This window comes from Paenibacillus barengoltzii G22, assembly GCF_000403375.2.
GTDB classification, from domain to species: Bacteria; Bacillota; Bacilli; order Paenibacillales; family Paenibacillaceae; genus Fontibacillus; species Fontibacillus barengoltzii.
The window spans coordinates 893,889-916,119 of record NZ_KE159653.1; the positions used below are offsets into that span (position 1 = coordinate 893,889).

The following is a 22,231-nucleotide window of genomic DNA, read 5'->3' on the forward strand; positions in this document are numbered from 1 at the left end:
GCTACATAAACTTTACCAAAAAGACCAACACTCTCTAATAATCCTAAAATCGTCCGGAGGCGGCAGTTATGATGGAGTGGAAATCCAAATACGAAGCGTATATGAAAAAGATTCATTCATCATCTTCGTCATCTTCCTCGAACAGTTCCTCCCTCGAAGGAAACCAGCCAAGGCAACTTGAGGCGAGTCTGGAAAATAACTTGAACATGATTCATCAACATATGAATCATTACGCAGATCTGGTTGTTCGCCAGGTGACATTGGACAAGCGAGACGCGGCACTGCTCTTCCTCTCCTCCATCACGGATCAAAAGTTGATTCAAGAGGGGATTGTCGCCCCAATGCAGTCTCCTTTCCTTTCCCATGAGTTAAAGCCGGGGAACGGAGAGTATTCGCCAGAGCCTTTGGATCCGTTTGAACAGGTGTACCGGGAGCGAGTGCATGCGAACTTCGGTCAGCGAAGCTCCGATTGGAGCGTCCTGCTGGACCTGATGATGAAGGGACATACTGTGCTGCTCATCGACGGTTACGCCGAAGGGGTGACCTTCAATACACGGAGTATTGAGAAGCGATCCATCGAACAACCTCAGACCGAGCAGGTCATCCGCGGCTCGCGGGACGGGTTTATTGAGCAGTTGGAGACGAACCTGTCGCTGATCCGTTACCGGCTGCAAACGGCCGATTTGGTTGTAGAAACCGCCGATCTAGGTACCCGCTCCAAATCGAAAACCGCGGTCTGCTACATCAGCGGAATCGCCAATCCCGACTTGGTTAGCGAGGTGATGCGGCGGTTGTCCAAAATTGACATCGGCGGCATCATCGACGCCGGGTACATCGAACAGTTCATTGAAGACCAGCCGATCTCACCGTTTCCACAGATTCAGAACACGGAACGGGCAGATAAAACCGCTGCCGCTTTGCTGGAAGGGCGAATAGCGATTCTGGTGGAAGGCTCCTCCTTTGCTTTGATCGTCCCGGCACTGTTTGACCAGTTTTTTCAAACCATTGACGACTATTCCGAACGCTTCCTGATCGCCAGCATGTTGCGATTTGTCCGGCTAATGGCCTTGATATTCTCCGTATTCTTTCCATCGCTATATGTATCTGTCATCTCCTATAACCCGGAGCTGATGCCTACCGATTTTGCGGTGGCGATCGCCGGGGGGCGCGCCGGAGTCCCCTTCCCCGCCATGCTGGAGGTGCTGATTATGGAGTCTTCGATGGAGGTGCTGAGGGAAGCCACGATCCGGTTGCCGCAAATGATTGGCGGGGCGCTGTCGATTGTTGGCGTACTGGTCATCGGACAAGCCGCTGTATCCGCTGGCCTGTCGAGCCCGATTACGGTGGTTATCGTCGCCCTGACAACGATTGGCTCCTTTGCCACTCCGGCTTATAATGCAGCCATTGCGATGCGGATGCTCCGCTTTCCGCTGATCGTGTTAGCCGGCTTATTCGGATTGTACGGGGTGATGATCGGGAGCATTTTTATCGTAAATCACTTATTGTATCTGGAGTCGTTTGGCATTCCGTACCTGCAGTCCATCCTGACCAAGAAACGCGCAGGGATTGTGGACACGATCATTCGGGCTCCCTTGTGGTGGATGGGTAAGCGCCCAAGTTATCTGTACACCATCGATGACACACGGCGCGGTGCCAACACGTTCCAAGCCAATTTCAATAAGATTTTTCGACCGGAGGAGACAGCCGATGCAGAAAATAGAGAAACTCAGCACGATTCAGCTGGCCATTGTGATCAGTAGTACCATTTTTGGGCCTTACGTTTTAAGCTTTCCGCAATTGATCGCTCAGACGGCCGATAATGCCGCGCCGCTGATGACGGTAGTTGGCTCTTGCTGCGCCGCCTTCAGCCTTTTTGTGTTCACCCGCCTTAGCCAGCGATTTAGTGATCAGACATTACTGGTTACAGCCAGACCGTAATTGGAAAACTTCCTGCCCTCTTTGCCAATTGTATGGTGTTCGCCTGCTTCTTCATCACAACAGCGCTATTGTTCCGTCAGTTTGGGGAAGTGTTGTCCACCGTCGTCTTCCGGAAAACTCCGATCGAAATGAGTATCCTGATGATGCTCATCCTTGTCGCCTTATCCTGCCGGAGGAATTCCATTCAATTTGCCTATGTTCATTTGTTTTATTGGCCGTTTGTCATTTTCCCTTTCCTGTTTCTCATCTTCATGTCGATGAAATCGGTCCATTTCTTAAATTGGTTGCCCGTGCTCGGGAATGAAGCTCCCAATTGGCCGCTCGCCATTCTATCTACGGCTTCGCTGTACCTGGGCTCCTTCATCATCACGATGCTGCTTCCAATTACAGAGAAGCCGGCTCGTGCCATGAAGTCGGTTATGCTTGGCATCGCGGTCAGCGCCAGTTTGTACCTGTTGCTCGTGCTTTCCACGATTGGGATATACGGAGTTCGGGAAACCCTTCTTCTGATATATCCTACGCTGGAAATGGCGCGCTCGATCGCTGTTGGCGACGATGTCATCGAGCGGATGGATGCGCTTTTCATTATCATGTGGGTGATTAACGTGTACACGACCATGTTTTCCACCTACTACATCACTTCAATCACCTTCAGCAAACTGCTTAAGTTCCAGGACCACCGTCTCGTGACGACGTTACTGATCCCATTCCTGTTTGGGGTCTCTTTGCTTCCTCAAGATCAATTTCAATTGTATCGATTTTCTCGGATTGCCGATGAGTCCAGTTATTTGTTCCTGACAGGCTACGCCTTGCTGCTATGGATCGTTTCGGTGATCCGACGCAAGGGAGGGCACTCTCATGGGTAACGCCCTAGGGAAGCGATGGATACAGATTTTGTTTTGCTTCGTACTAACGCTTAATTTGACAGGCTGCTGGGATCAGGTGGAAGTCGAAGAACGCGCCCTCGTGCTCGGCTTGGCTATCGATGAGGCACCTCCAGATGCCTTGGAGAAGGAACCGCAAGTCACCCATATGAAAAACATACCGTTACCTAAAAAGATGATTCGAGTGACGGCCCAAATTGCCGTTCCCGGTCGGGTTCCCCTTGGCCCCGGCACCGGCGGTATGGGAGGTGGCGGCGATGGAGAAAGCCCGGTATGGATCGTTCAAGTGTACGGGCATAGTCTGGACGAAGCTTTAAACAATATGCAGCAGGAAATTGCCGATCCTCGTTATCTCATTCATTTACGGGTGATCGTCATCAGTAAGGAAATTGCCCGAGGAGGTCTGGACGAACTAAACGATTATCTCCGCCGAAATCCAGAGGTTCGCCGGCGAACTTGGCTGCTCGTCTCCGAGACAGAAGCCGCCGAGTTGATGAAGGTGGCCCCTCCGCTCGAACGCGTGCCTACCTTGTATCTTCAGGCCATGGTTGAAAAAGCCATCGGCATGGGGAAATTTCCAGCCAATTACTTAGGCACCTTTTGGATCGAGGAATCGAACTGGGGACAGAACGGGTTTCTCCCTTACATCGCCGTTCAAGGTAAGGAACATATTTTGTTGAAAGGCATGGCTTACTTCAGCGACGGTCGCCTGGCCGGAGTCACCTCTGCGGTGGATATCGGAGTCTATATGGGGATTAAGGGTACGGATCCCGGGGGGTATTCCGCCTTATTAGAAGTTCCCGATCTTGGCTATACCATGATTAAAATAACGGAGCGTCGTGCCAAAACGAATGTCCGCATCGAAGAAGGAAAGCCCCATGTATATCTGAATCTCCACCTCGAAGGAGTTCTTGATGAGCATTTCGATGCTGGCCAGGGTGCTGACTCGGAAGCTGCTCTCGAAAAAATTGAAGACGCTTTAGAGCGGAGTGCAACGAAGCTGATGCATAACTTCTGCCGTCGGACACAACAAGATCACTCAGACATTTTTGGATTTGGCGAATATGTGAGGGCGCATCATCCCGGCTTCTGGAAACAGCACATTCACCAAAAAAGCGATTGGGAACAGATGTATGCGAACATCCCAATCTCCATAAAACTCAGCGTGTCGATCCGTCGAACCGGCTTAAAGTCGAAATAGGAGATGTTTGTGATGAATCAGTTACATGTGATGACTAGCGTATTTTCTTATACGGCTTCCCTCTCCCTCTTCTCCGGACTCGTCTTGCTGCTCGTGGATCAGACGGTTTATAAAGTTCAGCAAAAGCAAAAGGAACAGAAATACGCCAAAATCTTTGGATGGGTCAACCTTTCACTGGCAGCTACCGGTTATTTGGTGTTTCTGCTATTGCAGTTGCTGTAGCCCTCGTTATATCGGGTCATGGTATCCCTTGGATTCCCATGGTATATTGAGTCTAGTACAAACCTAATAGGATGGAGAATCAGGATTCATGAAAGATCGCAACTATGCGGGCAACCGCCCAGGGAACAAAACGCAATCGCGGCCCAAGCCGCCCATCACCAAGCGGGAACAGGCCGATGAGGTACGGACGGGCGACCGGATCGTCGTGACGATCAAGCGGCTGGGGATTAACGGTGAAGGCGTCGGCTATTACCGGCGGAAAGCCGTGTTCGTCGAAGGCGGTATTCCCGGTGAGGTCATTCACGCAGAGGTGACCCGCGTTGAACCTAAATATATCACTGCTTCGATACGAAAGATCGAGAAGCGTTCCCCGCATCGGGTGGATGCGCCGTGCCCGGTGTTTGGCATCTGCGGCGGCTGCCAAATCCAGCATCTGTCCTACGAGGGGCAGTTAGCCGGTAAAGAAGAGATCATTCGCGAAGCGTTTGCGCGTTACACCGGTCTTGAGGATGTACGGGTGAAGCCGATGCTGGGCATGGACCACCCTTGGGGCTACCGCAACAAGGCGCAGCTGCAATTAGGCATGTCTCAAGAAGGAATGATCGCCGGCTTATATGCAGCCGACTCCCATAAGCTGATTGATATTACCGGTTGCCCGATCCAACACCCGAAGGTGAACGAGGTGGTGGACAAGACCCGAAACGTGCTGCAGCGTCTAGGCATTCCGGTATATAAGGAAAAAAGCAATCAAGGGCTGGTTCGTACCATTGTCGTCCGCGTTGGGTTTCAATCCGGTCAAATTCAAGTGACTCTAGTGACGGCTAACGACAAACTGCCAAATCGCCGTGAGCTGATCAAAGAACTGCGGCTGGAAATTCCCGAGTTAACCAGCATTGCGATGAACGTAAACCCCAAGAACACCTCGCTGGTGTTTGGGAACCGCACGGAAATCTTGTGGGGAGCGGACGGGATCGAAGAATCCCTCGGTGATCTGGAATTCACCTTGTCCCCCCGCGCCTTCTTCCAGCTGAACCCGCTGCAAACCGTCAAGCTGTATGAATCAGTACGGGCGGCTGCAGGCCTGACGGGCAAAGAAACTGTCGTTGACGCCTACTGCGGCACCGGCACGATTGGCTTGTGGCTAGCGCCTTACGCGAAGGAAGTCCGCGGCATCGAATCGATCCCTGAAGCTGTCGAGGACGCCAAGGCCAATGCGGCCCGCAACGGGCGGGATAACGCTCAGTTTTACGCCGGATACGCCGAGGAGCTGCTCCCTCGCTGGGTCAAGTCCGGGTTCGCCCCGGACGTCATTGTGGCGGACCCGCCGCGCACCGGGCTGGATCCCCGCTTCCTTGAAGCAGTGCTGAAGACGAAACCGAAGCGCTTCGTCTACGTCTCCTGCAATCCGTCCACCCTGGCGAAGGATTGCAAAGCGCTGCTGGACGGCGGTTACAAGCTGGAATGGGTGCAGCCGGTGGATATGTTTCCGCAGACGAGCCATGTGGAGTGTTGCTCACTATTGGTGAGGAAAGATGACTGATTTGAGTCGCACTGTTGAAAATGAAAAAAGAGGGGCAACAGCTCCTCTTTTTAGCTCTACCTGTAAGGCCGGGGATTTTCGTCCCCGGCTTTTCGTTATTACGTGGACATTGTCCACGTTTTGTCCACCTTACTGTAAATAGCCTAACTGTAGTCTTCAATTAATAATATTTTGCCTTCTTAGAGAATGATTTACGTCAAACCAATTCAAAAAATTTAATCGTTGGGATGAGGGATTTATGGAATGGATGAAATATACGTTGAAACAGATTCTTCCGCTGCATCCGCAGGAAGACATTATATCTATTAAGGAAGTACGCGGCGGAGATATCGGCCGTTCGTATTCGGTTGCGACCCAGGAACGCCAGTGGTTCATCAAATACCGGATCGATCTGCCCGGCATCGTATTTGAACGTGAAGCTGAAGGGCTGCAACTTCTCAGAGAAACCTGTGCGGTGGCCGTTCCTGAAACGTATTATGCTGGTGAGATCCCCGGAAGGGACGGCGGCATGATCGTATTAGAGTGGATCAAGACCGGCCTTCCCCGCCAAACAACAGAAGAAGCGCTCGGAAGAGGTATTGCAGAGCTGCACCGTAAGCAATCCCTTGGCGGACGCTTCGGACTTCATAACGATAATTATATTGGCTTGCTTCCGCAGCCGAATAGCTGGTGCGATACGTGGAGGGAATTTTATGCAGAGCGGCGCCTCCTCCCCATGATCCAGCTGGCAGAGAAACGCGGGCGGTTGTCTACCGAGCGAAAAAAACAACTGATGCGGCTGACGGAATCGCTGGATCGATGGATTCCAGACAAAACCGAACCGTCCTTGCTTCACGGCGATCTCTGGCATGGGAACTGGATGGCAAGCGAGGATGGACAACCCTACCTCATCGATCCGGCCGTCTTCTATGGCGACCGGGAATACGAAATGGCGTTTACGGAATTGTTCGGCGGGTTTTCCTCGTTGTTTTACGCCGCATATAAAGAAGCGCACCCGCTATCCCCCGATTATGCGGATCGGCGCCCTTTGTACCAACTTTATTATTTACTCGTCCACTTGATCCTGTTTGGCGAATCGTATGGCTCATCCGTTGACCGGGTGTTGGTTCGTTATGTTGGATAAGCATTAAGCCTATGTGCATCTACTTGCGAAAAACAATCAAAAGTGCCATTCTATTTTTAGGAGCCATTTTGTGAGATTTCTTGCTTTGATGCCCGGCATCACTGTAACAAATTTCGCACAATGGCTTCGTTGTGTAGCAATGAAACGATTTTTAATAAGAGAACATTCTTGCTGAGCCTGACAGAATCATTGTGAAGTTCCTGTACATTAAGCCCTGCTTAAAGAATTAGGAGTGTGAAACAATGGATAGCAGAACGAAAACAAGCGGAATTTCCTTGTTAAACTTCGATGGAACTTTGAAACAACAACCATGGCTTCGGGGATACCCCGGCGAGTGGATCGATTTTTCCGATCTACACAGTTGCCAAGGTTACTGCAGCGATGAATCCTTGCGTCAAATTCAATTTCGGTTAAAATCGCGAAAGTATAAAAACATTACTTTGATCGGGGGCGGGAATTATCACTACGTTACCTATTTGTTGCTGTCCGAAATCCAGCATCCGTTCTCGCTGATCCTGTTCGATCACCATACCGACCTTGCATTTAACGACGATGTTCCGCTTATTTCTTGCGGCTCTTGGGTCAGTATGGCGCTGCAAACTTTACCACTGCTAAACCGCGTGGTCATCATCGGTGCGAATACGTTAAATCTCTTCCAAGCCTCTGGCATCCCCGATAAGGTCACCGTCATCTCGGAGCAAGAGGTTCGTCGTTTGTCTCCGGTTGATATTGTCAGGGCCATACGCTCCGTATTACCAGACGGACCGGTTTATATCAGTGTAGACAAAGATGTCCTTGATCCGGATAATGCGGTCACCAATTGGGATCAGGGGAGCATGACATTGCGACAATTGCTGGATGTGATCCGAGAGTTGAAACGACTTCGACCGATCGTCGGAGAGGATATTTGCGGAGAATTGCCTCTATCCCCCGTCGATGTTCTGTGCGACGAGCGGGTGCCGCAGCTAAAGAAGAACGAGATCGCGAACAAGGCGATTGTTGATATTTTGCTAGCTGGCTGACATAAATCGAATGTGCGCGTATTACACATGACTTCGATCGCATACAATCATATTTATACATTAAAGGGTTTCCGGAGACGACGAAGTCAGGAATCCCTATTTTTTTGCGCGTTAACCATTAGTAACGAAATATACAGAAAAATCGTCCTTTGAGTTATACAATGGATTTGATAACAAAGAAAGGTAAATGCCAAGATATACTTTCTGCGGACGAGGAGGAAGAAGATGAGTGAGTTTCATATCGGCTCGGTGGTGACCTTCGGCGGCTATCTCTGGCGCATTCTTGATCTACAGCCGGGTGCGGCCTTGATGATTACAGAACACATCATTGAACAACACTCCTATCATAATTGCGCTGGTGATGTGACTTGGGCGGACTGCTCGCTGAGAAAATATCTGAACGGTGAGTTTTACAACAAATTCACTCCGGCCGAGCAATTAAGAATCGTTCCGGTCTTGAACAATAACCCCGATAATTCGTGGTACGGTTCAAGAGGCGGAGAAGATACTCAGGATTTTATTTTTCTTCTAAGCATTGAGGAAGCCGTGTGTAAATATTTCGGAGACAGCCGTCAGAACCTGGAAAACCGCAGCGCCAAACAACGATACTGGTTTCAAAAGAAAGATGAAAACAACGACAAGCGAAAATCAACACTCGATGGGCATGGATGGTGGTGGTGGCTTCGCTCGCCCGGGCGTGACAATCGAAGAGCCGTATATATCCATGGCGACGGCAACGTAGGTATTCAGGGAAATGGCACCTTCCGCTATAACAGCATTAACGTTCACCCTTCAACAGGTAATAACAAAGGCGGGGTTCGTCCCGCCCTGTGGCTGAGTTTATAAGCTAGATGAACTGGAGGTGAACGAAGTTGACAAATCAGGAAATTATACGAATTCATCCGCCCCTGCATCACCGGTAACATTCGATACCCAGAGTGTAAATCTTTCTGTTGTACGAAAGTGTCCATAGTGACATTATCACAGAAGAATAACAGAGGTCACTGTTTCGTTGACGTTATTACAAAAGGTAACAGTTCCCACCACGCCTCTTTACAATGCGTACCAAGGTGGGCCTTTTTTTATCTGGGGTGGATCTATGGAATCTAGTTCTGTTCTTCGCGCTTGGGGTCATCTTTCTTATTGTTGGGTTCATGAAATAAAACGCACACATCTACAACTCCCCCGCTTAGGCCCAAACTTGACGGTTTGGGTCTTTTTCATTTTTTACGTACCATGACAGAGGGCGAGCATTATAGTACAATGCAAATATTGAATTTTTGCAAAGGGGAATTATCTTGATCAAGAAGGAAATCGCTTATATCCGCAAGCAATTCAAGCTGGATCATGAAAGACTAAGTATCTACGACATCCTGAACGTCTATATTATGAAGGAAACCAACGAAATCTATCATTTTGAGCGTACGCCATTTGAGCTGTTAGAGAGAGAGAAGCAGGAATTGCACATGGGCAATTTCAAAAGACTGCTGTCCGGTGAATTGGATCAGAAGCTGTTCGAGGTCAAGTTCCAGGAGCACCCGGAAACGGACAAGCCAGCACAGGAACTGCTGCATCAAGCTCTCGTAACCGGAGATGCCGACGAGTGGCATGATTTGATGCTTCTGCTGGTGGAGAAAATGCTGGAGGATACGACGTATGAACGGGATACGGTGATCACCTTCGTACGCGGCCAATACTACAAGCCCACCAAGGAGCGCAATGAAGAAGCCGAGGAGAGCGAAACCGATGAAATGTTTGCCAATCCGTTTATTTTGTGCAGCATCAATTCGACCGAACCCCAACGCAAAACGCTGATGTTCGATTATGTCGAACGCGAGTTTAAGTACAACGTGATCGTTGATCCGATCATCAAGCTGCGCTCGCCGGAGCAAGGCTTCTTCTACCCCAGCATCACCGACGGCTTCTCGGATGTGAATCGGGTGCTCTATTGCGCGGGGAAGGCTAATGATCCCAATCAACATTTTATCGATCAGGTCCTGAACGCTGAGAAGACGGTAACCGCGCTGGAAGAGAGAGCGATCTTTGAGGAAATCGTCAAAGAAGTTGCCGGTGATCAGCTCGACGCCTCCACGATTGCGAGCGTGTATGAGGAAATTCAGCAGGTGATTGAAACCCATGAGGAGGAAGAACCGCCCAAGCTGGATTATCGAGATGTGGAACGCGTGCTGACCGCCAGCGGAGTGGAGAACGTGACGACAGAAAAAGTCGAGCTGGCCTACCAAACCGTAATTGATGACAAAAACTATGAAATCAAAGCAAGCAGCGTAGTTCCGAAGTTTACGTCCAAATCAATCAAGATCGAAACGAAGGTGGCCACGATCTCGGTCAGCCCTCAAGATTTAAAGTACCTGAAGCAAGTCAATTATCATGGAAAACGCTGCATTCTAATCGAAGTCGATGAGGATGCGGTGATTGAAGGGTTTACCCTAAGCACAGAAGAACTATAGTGGTGAAATCGATCACTTTATGAAGGAGGCTTCATGATGAGTAATGAACCAAAGGACTTGTTGCCAGAACAACGTGAACAGTTGCTCCAAACTTTGCAAGCCCGCTTTGAGAAAAACATGAATCGCCATCCCGAGTTGACATGGGCCGAGGTCCAAGTGAAGCTGGAGGCACAGCCCGATAAGCTGTGGTCGCTCCACGAAATGGAACGGACCGGCGGCGAGCCGGACGTGATTGGATACGATGAGCAAACCAACCAATTCTTGTTCGTAGATTGTTCGGCGGAATCGCCTAAGGGCCGTAGAAGCGTCTGTTACGACCATGAAGCCCTGGAATCGAGAAAGCAGCATAAGCCCGAAGACAGCGCGATGAATATGGCGGCTGCTATGGGGATTGAGCTGTTAACGGAAGAGCAGTACCGAGAACTGCAGAAGCTGGGGAAATTTGATCTGAAAACCTCCAGTTGGGTGCAAACCCCTGCTTCCATTCGGAAGCTTGGCGGTGCCCTTTTCTGCGACCGTCGTTACGACACCGTCTTTGTGTACCATAATGGTGCAGAATCCTATTATGGCGCCAGAGGGTTCCGCGGGATGCTGAAGGTTTAGAGATGGAACATAACCATGAGGACAATCACAAGCTTTTTGCTTTACTTAGCAGTTATCTTAACCATGCCCCCGATTTGATCGATGAGGCGGAGATTAACGAGCTCGTGCAGAGCGGTGTCTCAGCCGAGTACGCCTTCAAGCTGCTGCTCGCCGCCAAGTTTGGGCTGGATATCCTGGAGACCCCTCACGATCGGGAGATGTTTCATCAGTATTTTGACCCAATGGTTCATCAGTTGGATCCTGCTGAGTATGAGCATAACCCGTATTATCGGAATATCCGCCTCCCCAATGCCCAGATTGGCGATTGCGAATTGAAATACGAAAGGTACAAGCCGTTTGAGGGATTCGTATGCAACGATATTGTGCAAACGACGGATGGACGGCAGATCCCGCAGATCGGGTTCTTCCCGGTTGAATTCAAGTATCCGGCATTGCTGGAACAGGGACGAATCTGGATGACGGTGACGCCAAACGAGATCGCCACGATGAAGGGACCGATCGCTGATGCTTTTGGACGAGTTCTAACCTTTGGACTTGGTCTGGGATACTACGCGTATATGGTTTCGGAGAAGGACAATGTGGACTGCGTGACGATTGTTGAGATCAACGAAGATGTGATTCAGTTGTTCCAGCAACACCTTCTTCCCCATTTCCCGCATGCTGAGAAAATTCAGATCATCCAGGCGGATGCTTTCGAGTTTGCCCGCACCCGTCTGGCCCAGAAGGCTTATGACTATGTGTTCACTGATCTATGGCATGACGTATCCGATGGGATCGACCTGTATCTTCGAATGAAGCAAATCGAACGACAGCATCCTAAGACTCATTTTTCATATTGGATTGAAAAGTCGATTCAATGTTATCTATAAAGCCATAAAAAAGAGAGGTGCGTCTACACCTCTCTTCTTCTATTAATGAATTAATGAACACCGCAGATCACTGTTTCACAGCAACCTTCTCCTCGACGGCCTGCAAGACATCATCGAAGGAGATGTTCAACGAGATGGCCATCTCTTGAAATAAAGTATTCTCTATGCTCAACAACAGCTGGTTGTCTTGGTTGCCGAGCTTCTTATGATTTTCCTCGGACCATTGTTTCTTGCGCATCAACGTATTAGCTACCTTCGCGATTTCCTCTCGTTCTCCTGTCTTCACCATCGCGCTGTATTTGTGATGCCGTTCATGATTGTTATCGATCCATGGAATGCCTTGCTCCATAAACGAGTCGATTAAGGTCATCGCTTCCTCCGGCCCCATCAATTTCTGCAATTGCAAGGGCGCCTTATCAACCGGAATGCTGATCTTCAAGGTCTCATTGCTTAGTGGATGCAATTCATAATAAGTCTTGGAAACCCCGGCCAGCGATTTCACGCAAACCTCGTCGATGCGGCAAACTCCATGCACCGAATAACTGATCAAATCCCCCTCATGAAACATGGTCGTGATCCCGCCTCTCTATTTTGTCAACTAAGTTGACTATCATCAGTATACTCTTTTTTTGCAAAATTGTCAACTAAATTGACAATATACAACCGTTTTTTGTATAGTGTAGGAGAACTAGCAACCGGCACGGAAATGGAGGGATCCCATGCATCCCAGATTTGAAACTCTGGATCTCATCGACCTGATCAGCGAACGTCATGTTCAGCTTCGCTCCATTCGCGAACAAGTGTGGAACGAACGGAACGAGATGTATATCTCCAACTCAGAATGGTTTATCATGGCCAGGATTTATCAGCAAAATCCCACGATATCTCAAGTGACCAGGCAAGTCGATATTTCCCGGCAGGCGACACATAAATTCATCAAGAGCTTGGAAGCCAAAGGGCTGGTAGAGGTTATGCCCGCCCAGCATAATAAGAAGGAAAAAAGCTTGAGATTAACGCCTTTGGGCGAAAGCTGTTATGAGAAGAACACCACCATCAAGGCAGCGCTGGAACAGATCATTGCGGAAGCGCTGGGAGCCGAGCAGGTCGAAATGTTAAAGAAGCTGCTAAAGGCGGATTGGGGAAAGTTAAACGATCTTCACGACATGAAAAAAGGAAGGGAATCCTTTTAGAATCCCCTTCCTTTTTTTTAATTACATCCCGACAAATACGTTGTGGCTGAGTGGACCCCATTTCGAGCCGCCGTAGCCATTCATTCCTTGCAGGCTGACGAAACAAGGGAGCACAATATGGGTTAGAGGCTAAATTCCTCCATAAACTTCTGGGCTGCGGTAGTGAGCGGCACGTTCCGCATATTCATAATGCCCACCTGAGACGGCGGCAGCTCTACGTCCAGCTTGATTTCAAACAGAGACCCCTCTTCCAGTTCCTTCGACACGAACTCCCGAGCCACATAAGAAATTCCGAGTCCTTTGCGCGCCAATTCAATCAGCAGGTCGACGCTGCCCACCTCGATTTCCGGCTTCAACTCGAAGCCGTACTCATGAAACAGCTCCGTGATCGCCATCCGGGCACGGCTGTTACGGGAAAACAAGATAAGCGGGTGCTCCAGCAGCGTCTCCAGTGAAATCACCTTGTCCTTGAGATTGGCATAGGCACAGCCAGCCACGAAGCAGTCTTGCAGCTGAATGCCCTCCCGCACCTCGATATGCGGATCGACGATCGGCATCCGAGCTACGCCTAGGTCGATTTTCCCTTCCTTCAAATACCCCATGATTTCCGGAGTGGTTCCGTGCAGCAGTTGAATCCCCACTTCCGGATAACGTCGATGAAAATCCTCCAAATACGGAAGCAAGTAATGCTTAAACAACGAGTCGCTGCCGCCGATCCGAAGTACGCCGGTCTCAAGGTTTTTGAGCTCGGCCATCTTCTTCTCCGCCAGGGAGATCAAAATTTGCGATTGCTCGATATACGAGTACAAGATCGCCCCTTCCTGCGTCAATGATACTCCCTTGGAGTTGCGGTAAAACAACGTGAGGCCGAAGCTTTCTTCCAGCTGTTTAATCGCATGGCTGACGCTGGGCTGAGTCAGGAATAATGCATTCGCTGCTTGCGTCAAACTGCCGGTTTTGGCTGCCCAATAAAACACTTTGTATAGCTCATAATTGTTTGTCATAAACCTGGTCTATAGCTCCTGTCAAATATATTAATTTCACCTATGGTCATATTCGTATTATATTGGAGTCATTCCAAATAATCCATAGCTTCGAGGTGGGAATGGGCGAAGTCCTATCTTCCACGAACACAGATAACCTGTATTCAACGAATAGATAAATGGAAAGCTATGCTGAGAGGAGAGAAACTGGATGGATGCCAATACGTTTGTATTGTTTGGGGCAACTGGGGATCTGGCAAAACGTAAAATTTACCCTGCCCTGTTTAACTTGTTTTTGGATGGAAAGCTGCCTGAGGTGTTTAGCGTCATCGGTTTGGGCCGCAGAGAATGGTCGGATGAGACCTTTAAGGCAAACATCGAACGATCTCTGCACAGCTTTTCCCGACGGGAAGCTAGCGATGCTGAGGCTGTGACTAAATTTCTCAGCTTCTTCCGCTATCATGTCTTGGACGTCGATCGCAAGGAAGACTACCAAAGCTTGCTGAAGCTCATTGAAGAACGCGAACAGGCCCTAGGGGCGGAGCCCAATCGGTTATTTTATCTGTCGGTTGGTCCAGAGCTGTTTGAGACGATTGCCAATCATATTCAAGACAGCGGACTCGGCGACACGAAAGGCTGGAAACGGCTTGTCATTGAAAAACCGTTTGGCCGCGACCTGCAATCCGCTCGTGATTTCAATGCACAGTTAAGCAAAGCTTTCACTGAAGATGAAATTTTCCGCATCGACCACTACCTCGGTAAACCGATGGTACAGAAGCTTCATCTGCTGCAGCAAACGAATCCGGTGCTCCAGGCTTCCTGGAACAACCGCTATATCGCTAACGTGCAAATTACGGCCAGCGAAACCGTTGGCGTTGAGGAAAGAGCCGGGTATTACGACCATTCCGGTGCACTGCGCGACATGTTCCAAAATCATATGCTACAACTGCTGATGATGCTTGCCGCTCATCTGCCGAAAGGCGACGATTCGGAGCAAGTGCGCTCCAAGAAGAAGCATGTCATGCAATCGCTGGAGCCGCTGCTGCGTCAAGACGTCGCAACCCAAGTGGTTCGCGGTCAATATACAAGCGGGACAATTCAAGGAAAACCGGTGGTTGGTTATAAAGACGAAGCCGGGATCCCGCAGGAATCCCAAAACGATACCTTCATCGCAGCCAAACTGCAAATCGAAGATGACTTCTGGCGCGGGATTCCGATTTACATCCGTACCGGCAAACGCATGAAGGAGAAAGCAACTCGGATCGTCATTGAGTTCCGTGAACCGGTGAAGCAAGTCTCCAACACGAACAACGGCGGCAAACCGAATTTGCTTGTGTTCGAAATCAGTCCAAACGAGGGCATTTACCTGCGCCTGAATACGGAAGGCGAAGCGCAGCAACAAGATCTCACGAAGGTGCTGATCGGCTCCCATAAGAGCGGCAGCGAAGTGCCTGAAGCCTATGAGAACCTGATTTATGACGCGCTCCGCGGCGACTCTTCCTTCTTCGCGCATTGGGATGAAGTCGAGTTGTCCTGGAAATGGGTGCAACCCATCCTGGATGCATATGCCGCAAATGAGGTGCCGTTATACCAATACCCTGCAGGCAGCTTCGGCCCGCAAGCGGCGCACGATCTGCTGGCCAAAGACGGGTTCGAGTGGTGGTTCGACCGTGAAAGCGAAGCGGCAACCTCCGCCAAAAATACCGGGAACACATCGTCTCAAGCGTCCTTATCCATTAAGTAACAGGGAATATGGAATTTCTTGTCCCTGATCGTTCAAATCTAAAATTTATAAATTTGGAGGGATCACGATGAAATTTTTTGTTGACACAGCCAATCTGGAAGACATTCAAAAAGCCTATAAAATCGGCGTCTTATCCGGGGTGACAACCAATCCTTCCCTCGTTGCCAAAGAAGGCGTTAAGTTCGAAGACCGCATCGAGGAAATTTTGAAAGCCGTCCCTGACGTGGAGTCCGTCTCTGCGGAAGTCACGCCGGACGCAGTGACGGCTGAAGAGATGATTGCCCAAGCGGAAGAACTGATCAAAATCAACAACAATGATCCGCGGATCACGATTAAACTGCCAATGACGCTGGCTGGTCTTGAAGCCACCAAATATTTGGCGCAAAAGGGCGTCAAGACCAACGTCACCTTGATCTTTACGGTCAACCAAGCTTTGCTGGCCGCTCGTGCAGGGGCAACTTATGTATCGCCGTTCCTCGGTCGCTTGGATGACATCTCCGAAGACGGCGTGCAGCTGGTATCGAAAGTGGCAGAGCTGTTCCGGGTCCATAACCTGGATACGCAAATCATCGCCGCTTCTGTCCGCCATCCGGACCATGTGACCCGCGTTGCTCTGGCCGGAGCGCATATCGCAACTATTCCGTTCGCCGTCATTGCGCAATTGGCTAAACACCCGCTGACCGATCAAGGGCTGGAGAAGTTTGCAGCTGACTGGAAGAATTCCGTAAAATAAGTGCTTTTCCCTATAGACTAGAGAGGATAGGTTTGGAGGTAAATATATATGAAAAAACAACAAATCGGCGTGATTGGTCTCGCCGTCATGGGCAAGAATCTCGCGCTGAACATTGAAAGCAAAGGCTTCTCCGTCGCATTGTACAACCGCTCGCCGGAGAAAACCAAAGAACTGCTGGAAGAAGCCCCGGGCAAAAATTTCGTTGGCACCTACAGCATTGAGGAATTTGTGCAATCGCTGGAAACGCCGCGTAAAATTTTGATTATGGTCAAAGCCGGCAAGCCAACTGACGACACGATCAACCAACTGGTTCCTTACTTGGAAAAAGGAGACATCTTGATCGACGGCGGAAACGCCCACTTCCCGGACACCCAACGCCGCAACAAGCTGTTGGAGGCGCAAGGCATCCGCTTTATCGGTGCCGGTGTCTCCGGTGGTGAAGAAGGCGCGCTGAAAGGCCCGGCGATCATGCCAGGCGGACAACGTGACGCTTACGAGCTGGTTGAACCGATCTTGACGGCGATTTCGGCCAAAGTGAACGGCGATCCTTGCTCCACCTACATCGGTCCAGATGGTGCCGGTCACTACGTGAAGATGGTTCACAACGGGATCGAATACGGGGATATGCAGCTGATCGGCGAAGCCTACCATCTGTTGAAGGATGTTCTCGGGCTGAGCGTTGATGAACTGCATAAGATTTTTACAGAATGGAACAACGGTGAGCTGGACAGCTACCTGATCGAAATCACCGCCGACATCTTTGGCAAGAAAGATCCCGCTACCGGCAAACCGATGGTAGACGTGATCCTGGACTCCGCTGGTCAGAAAGGCACTGGGAAATGGACGAGCCAAAGCGCCCTCGATCTGGGCGTACCGCTGTCGATCATCACCGAGTCGGTGTTTGCCCGCTTTATCTCCGCGATGAAGAGCGAACGCGTGGCCGCCAGCAAGCGGCTGAACGGTCCGGCTACTCAGCCGTATGACGGAGATAAAGAAGCATTCATTGAAGCGGTACGCAAAGCGCTGTACGCCAGCAAGATCGCATCGTACGCCCAAGGCTTCGCGCAAATGCGCCTCGCGTCCGAAGAATATGGCTGGGATCTGAATTATGGAGCCATCGCGATGATCTTCCGCGGCGGTTGCATCATCCGGGCCCGCTTCCTGCAAAATATTAAAGATGCGTACGACCGTGACCCGAATCTGAAAAACCTGTTGCTCGACGATTACTTCAAAAATGTTGTAGAGAACTACCAAGATGCTTGGAGACAAGTCGTTGCCACTGCCGTCACCCGCGGTATTCCGGTACCGGCCTTCTCCTCCGCTCTCGCTTACTACGACAGCTACCGTTCTGAGCGGTTGCCAGCGAACCTGCTGCAAGCCCAACGCGATTACTTCGGCGCCCATACGTTCGAACGCGTTGACCAAGAAGGTACCTTCCATTTCCAATGGTTGGATAAATAAAATATACGAAAGCCGCGAGAAGAACCTCGCGGCTTTTTTACTACGTTTTTGCACGGTCTAGCACGCTGTTCCAAATCCAACCAATCGAGCGCCTGCGCACGCGTTAAGGAGGAACTGCACCCGCTGATGTCGAAGCCTACATAAGCATTCTAGAACTTGCGAGGTGACGAAAGCTTGACGATTCTTCACAACGATTGGGCCCCCTTCCTGGAGCCCGAATTCAAGAAACCGTACTATCTACAGCTGCGCCAGTTTTTGGCGAATGAATACCGCACTCGTACGATTTATCCCGATATGTATGATATTTTTAACGCGCTTCATTATACCTCCTTCGCCGACACCAAAGTCGTCATTCTCGGCCAGGACCCTTACCACGGCCCAGGACAAGCACATGGGCTCAGCTTCTCCGTCAAACCTGGAGTCAAAGCCCCGCCTTCCCTGCAGAACATGTTCAAGGAGCTGCGGGACGATTTGGGCTGCCAAATCCCTAATAACGGCTATTTAGTCCCATGGGCCAAGCAAGGCGTGCTGTTGCTCAACACCGTCCTGACCGTGCGGGCCGACACCCCGAATTCCCATAAGGATATCGGTTGGGAAACGTTCACCGACAAGGTGATTGAAACGCTGAATGAGAAGCAGGAGCCGGTCGTGTTCCTGCTGTGGGGCAGCCATGCCCAGAAAAAAGCGGCCCTGATCACAAACCGCGAGCATCATTTGATCAAGTCGCCGCACCCCAGCCCTTTATCGGCCCATCGGGGATTTCTGGGCAGTCGGCCGTTTTCGCGGGCCAATCAATTTTTGCGCTCCAAAGGATTGGCTGAAATCGATTGGCAGATTCCGGATTTGTAAGGTACTTTAGACGATACTCCGTACCAAGCCTCCATCGATCCGCAATGCCGCCCCATTGATCGCCGATGACAGCGGGCTGCTGAGGAAAGTGTCGAATCAACGGATTAACGGCTTCCCCGTGAGATTCCAGTAACCGACGCCCAGGCCTCGCATACGGTATAGGAAGAAGCCTAAACGAAAGGGGAAGTTCCATTGTTTAACTATTATTATCGGCAGTGCCCCGCAGAGCACTACCCCTACACTGTACAGCCTGGGGACACGCTGAACATCATCGCGTTCCGGCTGGAATCCAGCGTCACACGCATTTTAGCCGCGAATCCAGGCCTTGACCCGAACAACCTGCAAATCGGCCAGGTGATCTGCATCCCCTCCTGCCCGCCAAATCATGTGTCCCGTATCATCCAGCCCGGCGACACGCTGTATCAGATTGCGCAGGAATACGGCGTGACCATCGCCAGCATCCTGGAAGCGAACCCGGGCGTGGATCCGAACTCGCTGCGGGTCGGACAACGTCTCTGTATCCCGCAAATTGGCGGCGCTCCCGATGTATCCGGCCTACGGGAAACGATTACCGCCATGCAAAGCGACATCAATACGATCAAATCGGATAGCAGCGTTCAGCAAACGCATGAGAGCAACTACGGCAACTCCACGCAGACGACCCGCGTGCTGAGCGTAACCCCTCGTGAGATCCGGTTCGAGGCGGTTCCGGTCACGTTCACCGGCGCATTCCGCGGTCATTTTACCGCCGGCCGCCGTTACCCCTACTACGTGGATGCCTCCATGGGCGGCAGACGTACACTGAACGTCAAAGATAACTTCGGGGTATGGCATTCCTTGAACTACAGGGAACAAACACCGCAATCCTGATTGATGTCCACACACACGAAAAAAAAGGCGGGACCCAGATCTACATCCAGGTTCCGCCGTATCCTCATTTAACCTCGTCTTACCCTTCCCGGTTTAACGTCCGCTTCAGGAACTCTCTTGTCCGTTCTTGCTTCGGAGCATTAAAGATCTGCTCCGGCGTTCCCTCTTCGGCGATGACCCCTTGGTCCATAAATACGACCCGGTCCGATACCTCCCGAGCGAACTCCATCTCATGGGTCACGACGATCATCGTGAGCCCTGAGTAGGCCAGCTCCTTCATGACCTTCAGCACCTCGCCCACCATCTCGGGATCCAGCGCCGAGGTTGGCTCGTCGAACAGCAGGACGTCCGGGTCCATCGACAAGGCGCGGGCGATGGCGACCCGCTGCTTTTGTCCGCCGGAGAGCTGCTTCGGTTTGGCATGAATATATTGCTCCATCCCGACATCTCGCAAATATTTCATCGCGATTTCCGTCGCTTCTTCCTTGGAGCGCTTCAGCACCTTGACTTGTCCCACGACGCAGTTGCTTAGCGCGTCATGATTGTTGAACAGGTTAAACTGCTGAAACACCATCCCCAAATGCCGGCGGTACAACGAGGCCTTCTGCAAATCCTCCAAAATATTGTTGCCATTGTAGATAATTTCCCCGCCGCTTGGCTTCTCCAACAGATTGATGCAGCGGAGCAATGTGGATTTGCCGGAGCCGGAGGAGCCGATGATGCTGACAACCTCACCTTTGCTGACCGACAGGTTGATATCCTTAAGCACCTCGTGGGTACCAAAAAATTTGCTCAAATGCCGAATTTCGATTACCTTGTCCATCCTCACTCCTGCTTTCTGCTAGCGCTGCAGCGTATAGCTTTCGGGGCCGTCCAGCCTTTTTTCGATACGCTGTAATATTTTCGTTACGGTTAACGTCATGATCAAGTACAACACGCTGGCCACAAAGAACGATTCAAAATACCGGAAGTTGTTCCCGGCAATCGACTTGGTCATAAAGTACAGTTCCGATACGGAAATGACGTTCAGCACCGAGGTATCCTTGATGTTAATAATAAATTGATTGCCCGTCGCCGGCAAAATGTGGCGAATGACCTGCGGCAGCACGACATTGCGCATCGTCTGCCAATGGGTCATCCCAATGGCGTGGGCAGCTTCGAATTGTCCTTTGTCCACTGAATAGATGCCCCCGCGCACGATCTCGGCCATATAAGCTCCCGTGTTGATGGAGACGATGAAGATTGCCGCAAATGTCCGGTCCATATCGTAATTGAACAACAGAGACGATCCGTAAAAAATCGCCATCGCTTGAACGATCATCGGCGTTCCGCGGAAGCATTCAATGTAAACGGTCAGCAGGCCGTTAACGATCTTCAGCAGCCAGCGTTTCAGCCCGCGCTCCGGCACCGGAATGGTTCGGATCACGCCAGCCAGCAGACCAATCGCCGCACCGATGATCGTGCCGATGAGCGAAATATATAACGTTATCCCGGCTCCACGCAAAAACATAGGCCAGTTATCGGTAATGATTTGGATGATCCACTCGTAAGTCATTTCATTTCCTCCCGCACCGTATAAAACCGACTGCAATCCCATTGCAGCCGGCTTATGTCCCGTGCTTTATTTAGTTCGCTGCAGGTTGATTCTTAATCGCATCGTTCATAATCTGGGCCCGTTCGTCTTCGGAAATGCCCGCGAGAATTTCGTTGATCTTCGACGTCAAGTCGCTGCCCTTCTCAAGACCAACCGCGATGGCGGTATCATCATCGGAAGTGTTGAAGCCGTCCTGGAACTCCACGTAAGCGAAATTCTCATTTGCGGTTGCGGCGCTGACACCTTCCGGAAGCTCAGACACATAACCGTCAATCGTACCGGATTCCAAGGCTACACGCATTGCCGGGAAGTTGTCCATCGCCGGTTGCTTGTTCACCCCGTTGATTTGGTCGATAACAGAATAGTGGAACGTATTCAATTGGGCCGTAACTTTCGCGCCGCTGAAGTCTTGGATCGATGTCGCACCTTCATAAGGGCTTCCTTTTTTCACCACCATAATCAGGTTCGATTTATAGTAGTTATCCGAGAAATCAATCGTCTTCTTACGCTCTTCGGTTGGGGACATCCCGGCAATAATCGCATCGATCTTCCCGGAGGTCAACGCCGGAACCAGACCGTCCCATTCCGTCTTGACAATAACAAGCTTCTTGCCGAGGCCGTCGGCAATTTTCTTGGCGATTTCTACATCGTAGCCGCCTGCGAATTCGGAGCTCCCGTCAATCGGAACTGCGCCGTTGGAGTCATCGTTTTGTGTCCAGTTAAACGGGGCATATCCCGCTTCAAGTCCTACTTTAAACGTATTATCGTCTTTGCCGCCGGAGGAGCCGCACCCTGAAAGGATCAGCACGACCGACAATAACATGAGGATGGATAAAGACCAGGTTTTTCTCATTTTTCTTCACTCTCCATACGAATTAATGAATCAATAAAAACAGAAACAAAAAAAACGACTTCGGGTATACACCGAGGCCGTTTG

23 protein-coding genes and 1 pseudogene are annotated in these 22,231 nt (G+C 50.6%); 18 read left to right on the forward strand and 6 right to left on the reverse strand.

Features of this window, described 5'->3' with window-relative positions; all coding sequences use genetic code 11:
- Nucleotides 1-206: 206 nt before the first annotated feature.
- From C812_RS12460 to C812_RS12510, 12 genes are all read left to right on the forward strand, one after another.
- The gene (locus tag C812_RS12460; RefSeq protein WP_244268313.1) at nucleotides 207-1,760 is read left to right on the forward strand and encodes a spore germination protein; all 1,554 of its coding nucleotides are present in this window, start codon (nucleotides 207-209) and stop codon (nucleotides 1,758-1,760) included.
- Nucleotides 1,750-1,938, forward strand: a complete 189-nt coding sequence (locus tag C812_RS22570) for a hypothetical protein (RefSeq protein WP_167669320.1) — start codon at nucleotides 1,750-1,752, stop codon at nucleotides 1,936-1,938. The genes C812_RS12460 and C812_RS22570 overlap by 11 nt, the downstream gene beginning before the upstream one ends.
- Before the next feature lie 32 nt (nucleotides 1,939-1,970).
- On the forward strand, nucleotides 1,971-2,804 hold the full coding sequence (locus C812_RS12465) for a GerAB/ArcD/ProY family transporter (RefSeq protein ID WP_016313010.1): 834 nt from the start codon (nucleotides 1,971-1,973) through the stop codon (nucleotides 2,802-2,804).
- Nucleotides 2,797-4,023, forward strand: a complete 1,227-nt coding sequence (locus C812_RS12470; RefSeq protein ID WP_016313011.1) for a Ger(x)C family spore germination protein — start codon at nucleotides 2,797-2,799, stop codon at nucleotides 4,021-4,023. The genes C812_RS12465 and C812_RS12470 overlap by 8 nt, the downstream gene beginning before the upstream one ends.
- 12 nt (nucleotides 4,024-4,035) lie before the next feature.
- The gene (locus C812_RS12475) at nucleotides 4,036-4,245 is read left to right on the forward strand and encodes a CLC_0170 family protein (protein WP_016313012.1); all 210 of its coding nucleotides are present in this window, start codon (nucleotides 4,036-4,038) and stop codon (nucleotides 4,243-4,245) included.
- 88 nt (nucleotides 4,246-4,333) lie between these two features.
- On the forward strand, nucleotides 4,334-5,785 hold the full coding sequence (gene rlmD / locus C812_RS12480; RefSeq protein WP_016313013.1) for a 23S rRNA (uracil(1939)-C(5))-methyltransferase RlmD: 1,452 nt from the start codon (nucleotides 4,334-4,336) through the stop codon (nucleotides 5,783-5,785).
- A 238-nt stretch (nucleotides 5,786-6,023) separates the two neighbouring features.
- Entirely contained in the window at nucleotides 6,024-6,908 is an 885-nt protein-coding gene (locus C812_RS12485; protein WP_016313014.1) for a fructosamine kinase family protein, read from the forward strand.
- Nucleotides 6,909-7,150: 242 nt separating this feature from the next.
- Nucleotides 7,151-7,930, forward strand: coding sequence for an arginase family protein (locus tag C812_RS12490; protein ID WP_016313015.1), 780 nt, complete (start codon nucleotides 7,151-7,153; stop codon nucleotides 7,928-7,930).
- A gap of 225 nt (nucleotides 7,931-8,155) precedes the next feature.
- A complete protein-coding gene (locus tag C812_RS12495) occupies nucleotides 8,156-8,776 on the forward strand; it encodes a DUF6273 domain-containing protein (protein WP_016313016.1) in 621 nt (206 codons plus the stop codon).
- Nucleotides 8,777-9,228: 452 nt separating this feature from the next.
- A complete protein-coding gene (locus C812_RS12500) occupies nucleotides 9,229-10,398 on the forward strand; it encodes a DUF4317 domain-containing protein (protein WP_016313017.1) in 1,170 nt (389 codons plus the stop codon).
- A gap of 36 nt (nucleotides 10,399-10,434) precedes the next feature.
- A complete protein-coding gene (locus tag C812_RS12505) occupies nucleotides 10,435-11,001 on the forward strand; it encodes a DUF4256 domain-containing protein (protein ID WP_016313018.1) in 567 nt (188 codons plus the stop codon).
- Nucleotides 11,002-11,003: 2 nt separating this feature from the next.
- Nucleotides 11,004-11,870 (forward strand): spermine/spermidine synthase domain-containing protein, encoded by an 867-nt coding sequence (locus C812_RS12510; protein ID WP_016313019.1) that lies wholly within the window; start codon nucleotides 11,004-11,006, stop codon nucleotides 11,868-11,870.
- 67 nt (nucleotides 11,871-11,937) lie between these two features.
- On the opposite strand, the gene C812_RS12515 is transcribed toward C812_RS12510, so the two are convergent.
- Nucleotides 11,938-12,438 (reverse strand): CarD family transcriptional regulator, encoded by a 501-nt coding sequence (locus tag C812_RS12515; protein ID WP_016313020.1) that lies wholly within the window; start codon nucleotides 12,436-12,438, stop codon nucleotides 11,938-11,940.
- Nucleotides 12,439-12,589: 151 nt separating this feature from the next.
- On the opposite strand from C812_RS12515, the gene C812_RS12520 reads away from it, so the two are divergent.
- Nucleotides 12,590-13,060 (forward strand): MarR family winged helix-turn-helix transcriptional regulator, encoded by a 471-nt coding sequence (locus C812_RS12520; protein ID WP_016313021.1) that lies wholly within the window; start codon nucleotides 12,590-12,592, stop codon nucleotides 13,058-13,060.
- 122 nt (nucleotides 13,061-13,182) lie between these two features.
- Here the strand turns inward: C812_RS12520 and C812_RS12525 are convergent, their stop codons facing one another.
- Complete coding sequence (locus C812_RS12525; RefSeq protein WP_016313022.1) at nucleotides 13,183-14,064, reverse strand: LysR family transcriptional regulator; 882 nt, start codon at nucleotides 14,062-14,064, stop codon at nucleotides 13,183-13,185.
- A 190-nt stretch (nucleotides 14,065-14,254) separates the two neighbouring features.
- Between C812_RS12525 and zwf the strand changes: the two genes are divergently transcribed.
- The 4 genes from zwf to C812_RS12545 all read left to right on the forward strand — a co-directional run bounded on the left by zwf (nucleotide 14,255) and on the right by C812_RS12545 (nucleotide 18,830).
- Nucleotides 14,255-15,787, forward strand: coding sequence for a glucose-6-phosphate dehydrogenase (gene zwf / locus C812_RS12530; RefSeq protein WP_016313023.1), 1,533 nt, complete (start codon nucleotides 14,255-14,257; stop codon nucleotides 15,785-15,787).
- A 67-nt stretch (nucleotides 15,788-15,854) separates the two neighbouring features.
- Nucleotides 15,855-16,520, forward strand: a complete 666-nt coding sequence (fsa, locus tag C812_RS12535; protein ID WP_016313024.1) for a fructose-6-phosphate aldolase — start codon at nucleotides 15,855-15,857, stop codon at nucleotides 16,518-16,520.
- Nucleotides 16,521-16,568: 48 nt separating this feature from the next.
- The gene (gene gndA / locus C812_RS12540) at nucleotides 16,569-17,981 is read left to right on the forward strand and encodes an NADP-dependent phosphogluconate dehydrogenase (RefSeq protein ID WP_016313025.1); all 1,413 of its coding nucleotides are present in this window, start codon (nucleotides 16,569-16,571) and stop codon (nucleotides 17,979-17,981) included.
- Nucleotides 17,982-18,155: 174 nt separating this feature from the next.
- On the forward strand, nucleotides 18,156-18,830 hold the full coding sequence (locus C812_RS12545) for a uracil-DNA glycosylase (protein ID WP_016313026.1): 675 nt from the start codon (nucleotides 18,156-18,158) through the stop codon (nucleotides 18,828-18,830).
- A 6-nt stretch (nucleotides 18,831-18,836) separates the two neighbouring features.
- On the opposite strand, the pseudogene C812_RS22275 reads toward C812_RS12545, so the two are convergent.
- Nucleotides 18,837-18,926: pseudogene (locus C812_RS22275) on the reverse strand (SDR family NAD(P)-dependent oxidoreductase); the annotation flags it as partial.
- 96 nt (nucleotides 18,927-19,022) lie between these two features.
- On the opposite strand from C812_RS22275, the gene C812_RS12550 reads away from it, so the two are divergent.
- Nucleotides 19,023-19,700 carry a LysM peptidoglycan-binding domain-containing protein gene (locus C812_RS12550; protein WP_016313027.1) on the forward strand — a complete coding sequence of 226 codons (678 nt, stop codon included), beginning with the start codon at nucleotides 19,023-19,025 and terminating at the stop codon, nucleotides 19,698-19,700.
- A 79-nt stretch (nucleotides 19,701-19,779) separates the two neighbouring features.
- Here C812_RS12550 and C812_RS12555 read toward each other — a convergent pair whose 3' ends face one another.
- The 3 genes from C812_RS12555 to C812_RS12565 all read right to left on the reverse strand — a co-directional run bounded on the left by C812_RS12555 (nucleotide 19,780) and on the right by C812_RS12565 (nucleotide 22,147).
- Nucleotides 19,780-20,523, reverse strand: a complete 744-nt coding sequence (locus tag C812_RS12555) for an amino acid ABC transporter ATP-binding protein (RefSeq protein ID WP_009226089.1) — start codon at nucleotides 20,521-20,523, stop codon at nucleotides 19,780-19,782.
- An 18-nt stretch (nucleotides 20,524-20,541) separates the two neighbouring features.
- The gene (locus C812_RS12560) at nucleotides 20,542-21,255 is read right to left on the reverse strand and encodes an amino acid ABC transporter permease (RefSeq protein ID WP_016313028.1); all 714 of its coding nucleotides are present in this window, start codon (nucleotides 21,253-21,255) and stop codon (nucleotides 20,542-20,544) included.
- A 70-nt stretch (nucleotides 21,256-21,325) separates the two neighbouring features.
- Nucleotides 21,326-22,147 carry a transporter substrate-binding domain-containing protein gene (locus C812_RS12565; RefSeq protein ID WP_016313029.1) on the reverse strand — a complete coding sequence of 274 codons (822 nt, stop codon included), beginning with the start codon at nucleotides 22,145-22,147 and terminating at the stop codon, nucleotides 21,326-21,328.
- Nucleotides 22,148-22,231 lie beyond the last annotated feature (84 nt).

Coding starts and splice junctions, on each gene's coding strand:
- C812_RS12460 (WP_244268313.1), top strand. CDS start 207: ATGATTCATCAACATATGAATCATTACGCAGATCTGGTTGTTCGCCAG.
- C812_RS12465 (WP_016313010.1), top strand. CDS start 1,971: ATGGTGTTCGCCTGCTTCTTCATCACAACAGCGCTATTGTTCCGTCAG.
- C812_RS12470 (WP_016313011.1), top strand. CDS start 2,797: ATGGGTAACGCCCTAGGGAAGCGATGGATACAGATTTTGTTTTGCTTC.
- C812_RS12475 (WP_016313012.1), top strand. CDS start 4,036: ATGAATCAGTTACATGTGATGACTAGCGTATTTTCTTATACGGCTTCC.
- rlmD (WP_016313013.1), top strand. CDS start 4,334: ATGAAAGATCGCAACTATGCGGGCAACCGCCCAGGGAACAAAACGCAA.
- C812_RS12485 (WP_016313014.1), top strand. CDS start 6,024: ATGGAATGGATGAAATATACGTTGAAACAGATTCTTCCGCTGCATCCG.
- C812_RS12490 (WP_016313015.1), top strand. CDS start 7,151: ATGGATAGCAGAACGAAAACAAGCGGAATTTCCTTGTTAAACTTCGAT.
- C812_RS12495 (WP_016313016.1), top strand. CDS start 8,156: ATGAGTGAGTTTCATATCGGCTCGGTGGTGACCTTCGGCGGCTATCTC.
- C812_RS12505 (WP_016313018.1), top strand. CDS start 10,435: ATGAGTAATGAACCAAAGGACTTGTTGCCAGAACAACGTGAACAGTTG.
- C812_RS12510 (WP_016313019.1), top strand. CDS start 11,004: ATGGAACATAACCATGAGGACAATCACAAGCTTTTTGCTTTACTTAGC.
- C812_RS12515 (WP_016313020.1), bottom strand. CDS start 12,438: ATGTTTCATGAGGGGGATTTGATCAGTTATTCGGTGCATGGAGTTTGC.
- C812_RS12520 (WP_016313021.1), top strand. CDS start 12,590: ATGCATCCCAGATTTGAAACTCTGGATCTCATCGACCTGATCAGCGAA.
- C812_RS12525 (WP_016313022.1), bottom strand. CDS start 14,064: ATGACAAACAATTATGAGCTATACAAAGTGTTTTATTGGGCAGCCAAA.
- zwf (WP_016313023.1), top strand. CDS start 14,255: ATGGATGCCAATACGTTTGTATTGTTTGGGGCAACTGGGGATCTGGCA.
- fsa (WP_016313024.1), top strand. CDS start 15,855: ATGAAATTTTTTGTTGACACAGCCAATCTGGAAGACATTCAAAAAGCC.
- gndA (WP_016313025.1), top strand. CDS start 16,569: ATGAAAAAACAACAAATCGGCGTGATTGGTCTCGCCGTCATGGGCAAG.
- C812_RS12555 (WP_009226089.1), bottom strand. CDS start 20,523: ATGGACAAGGTAATCGAAATTCGGCATTTGAGCAAATTTTTTGGTACC.
- C812_RS12560 (WP_016313028.1), bottom strand. CDS start 21,255: ATGACTTACGAGTGGATCATCCAAATCATTACCGATAACTGGCCTATG.
- C812_RS12565 (WP_016313029.1), bottom strand. CDS start 22,147: ATGAGAAAAACCTGGTCTTTATCCATCCTCATGTTATTGTCGGTCGTG.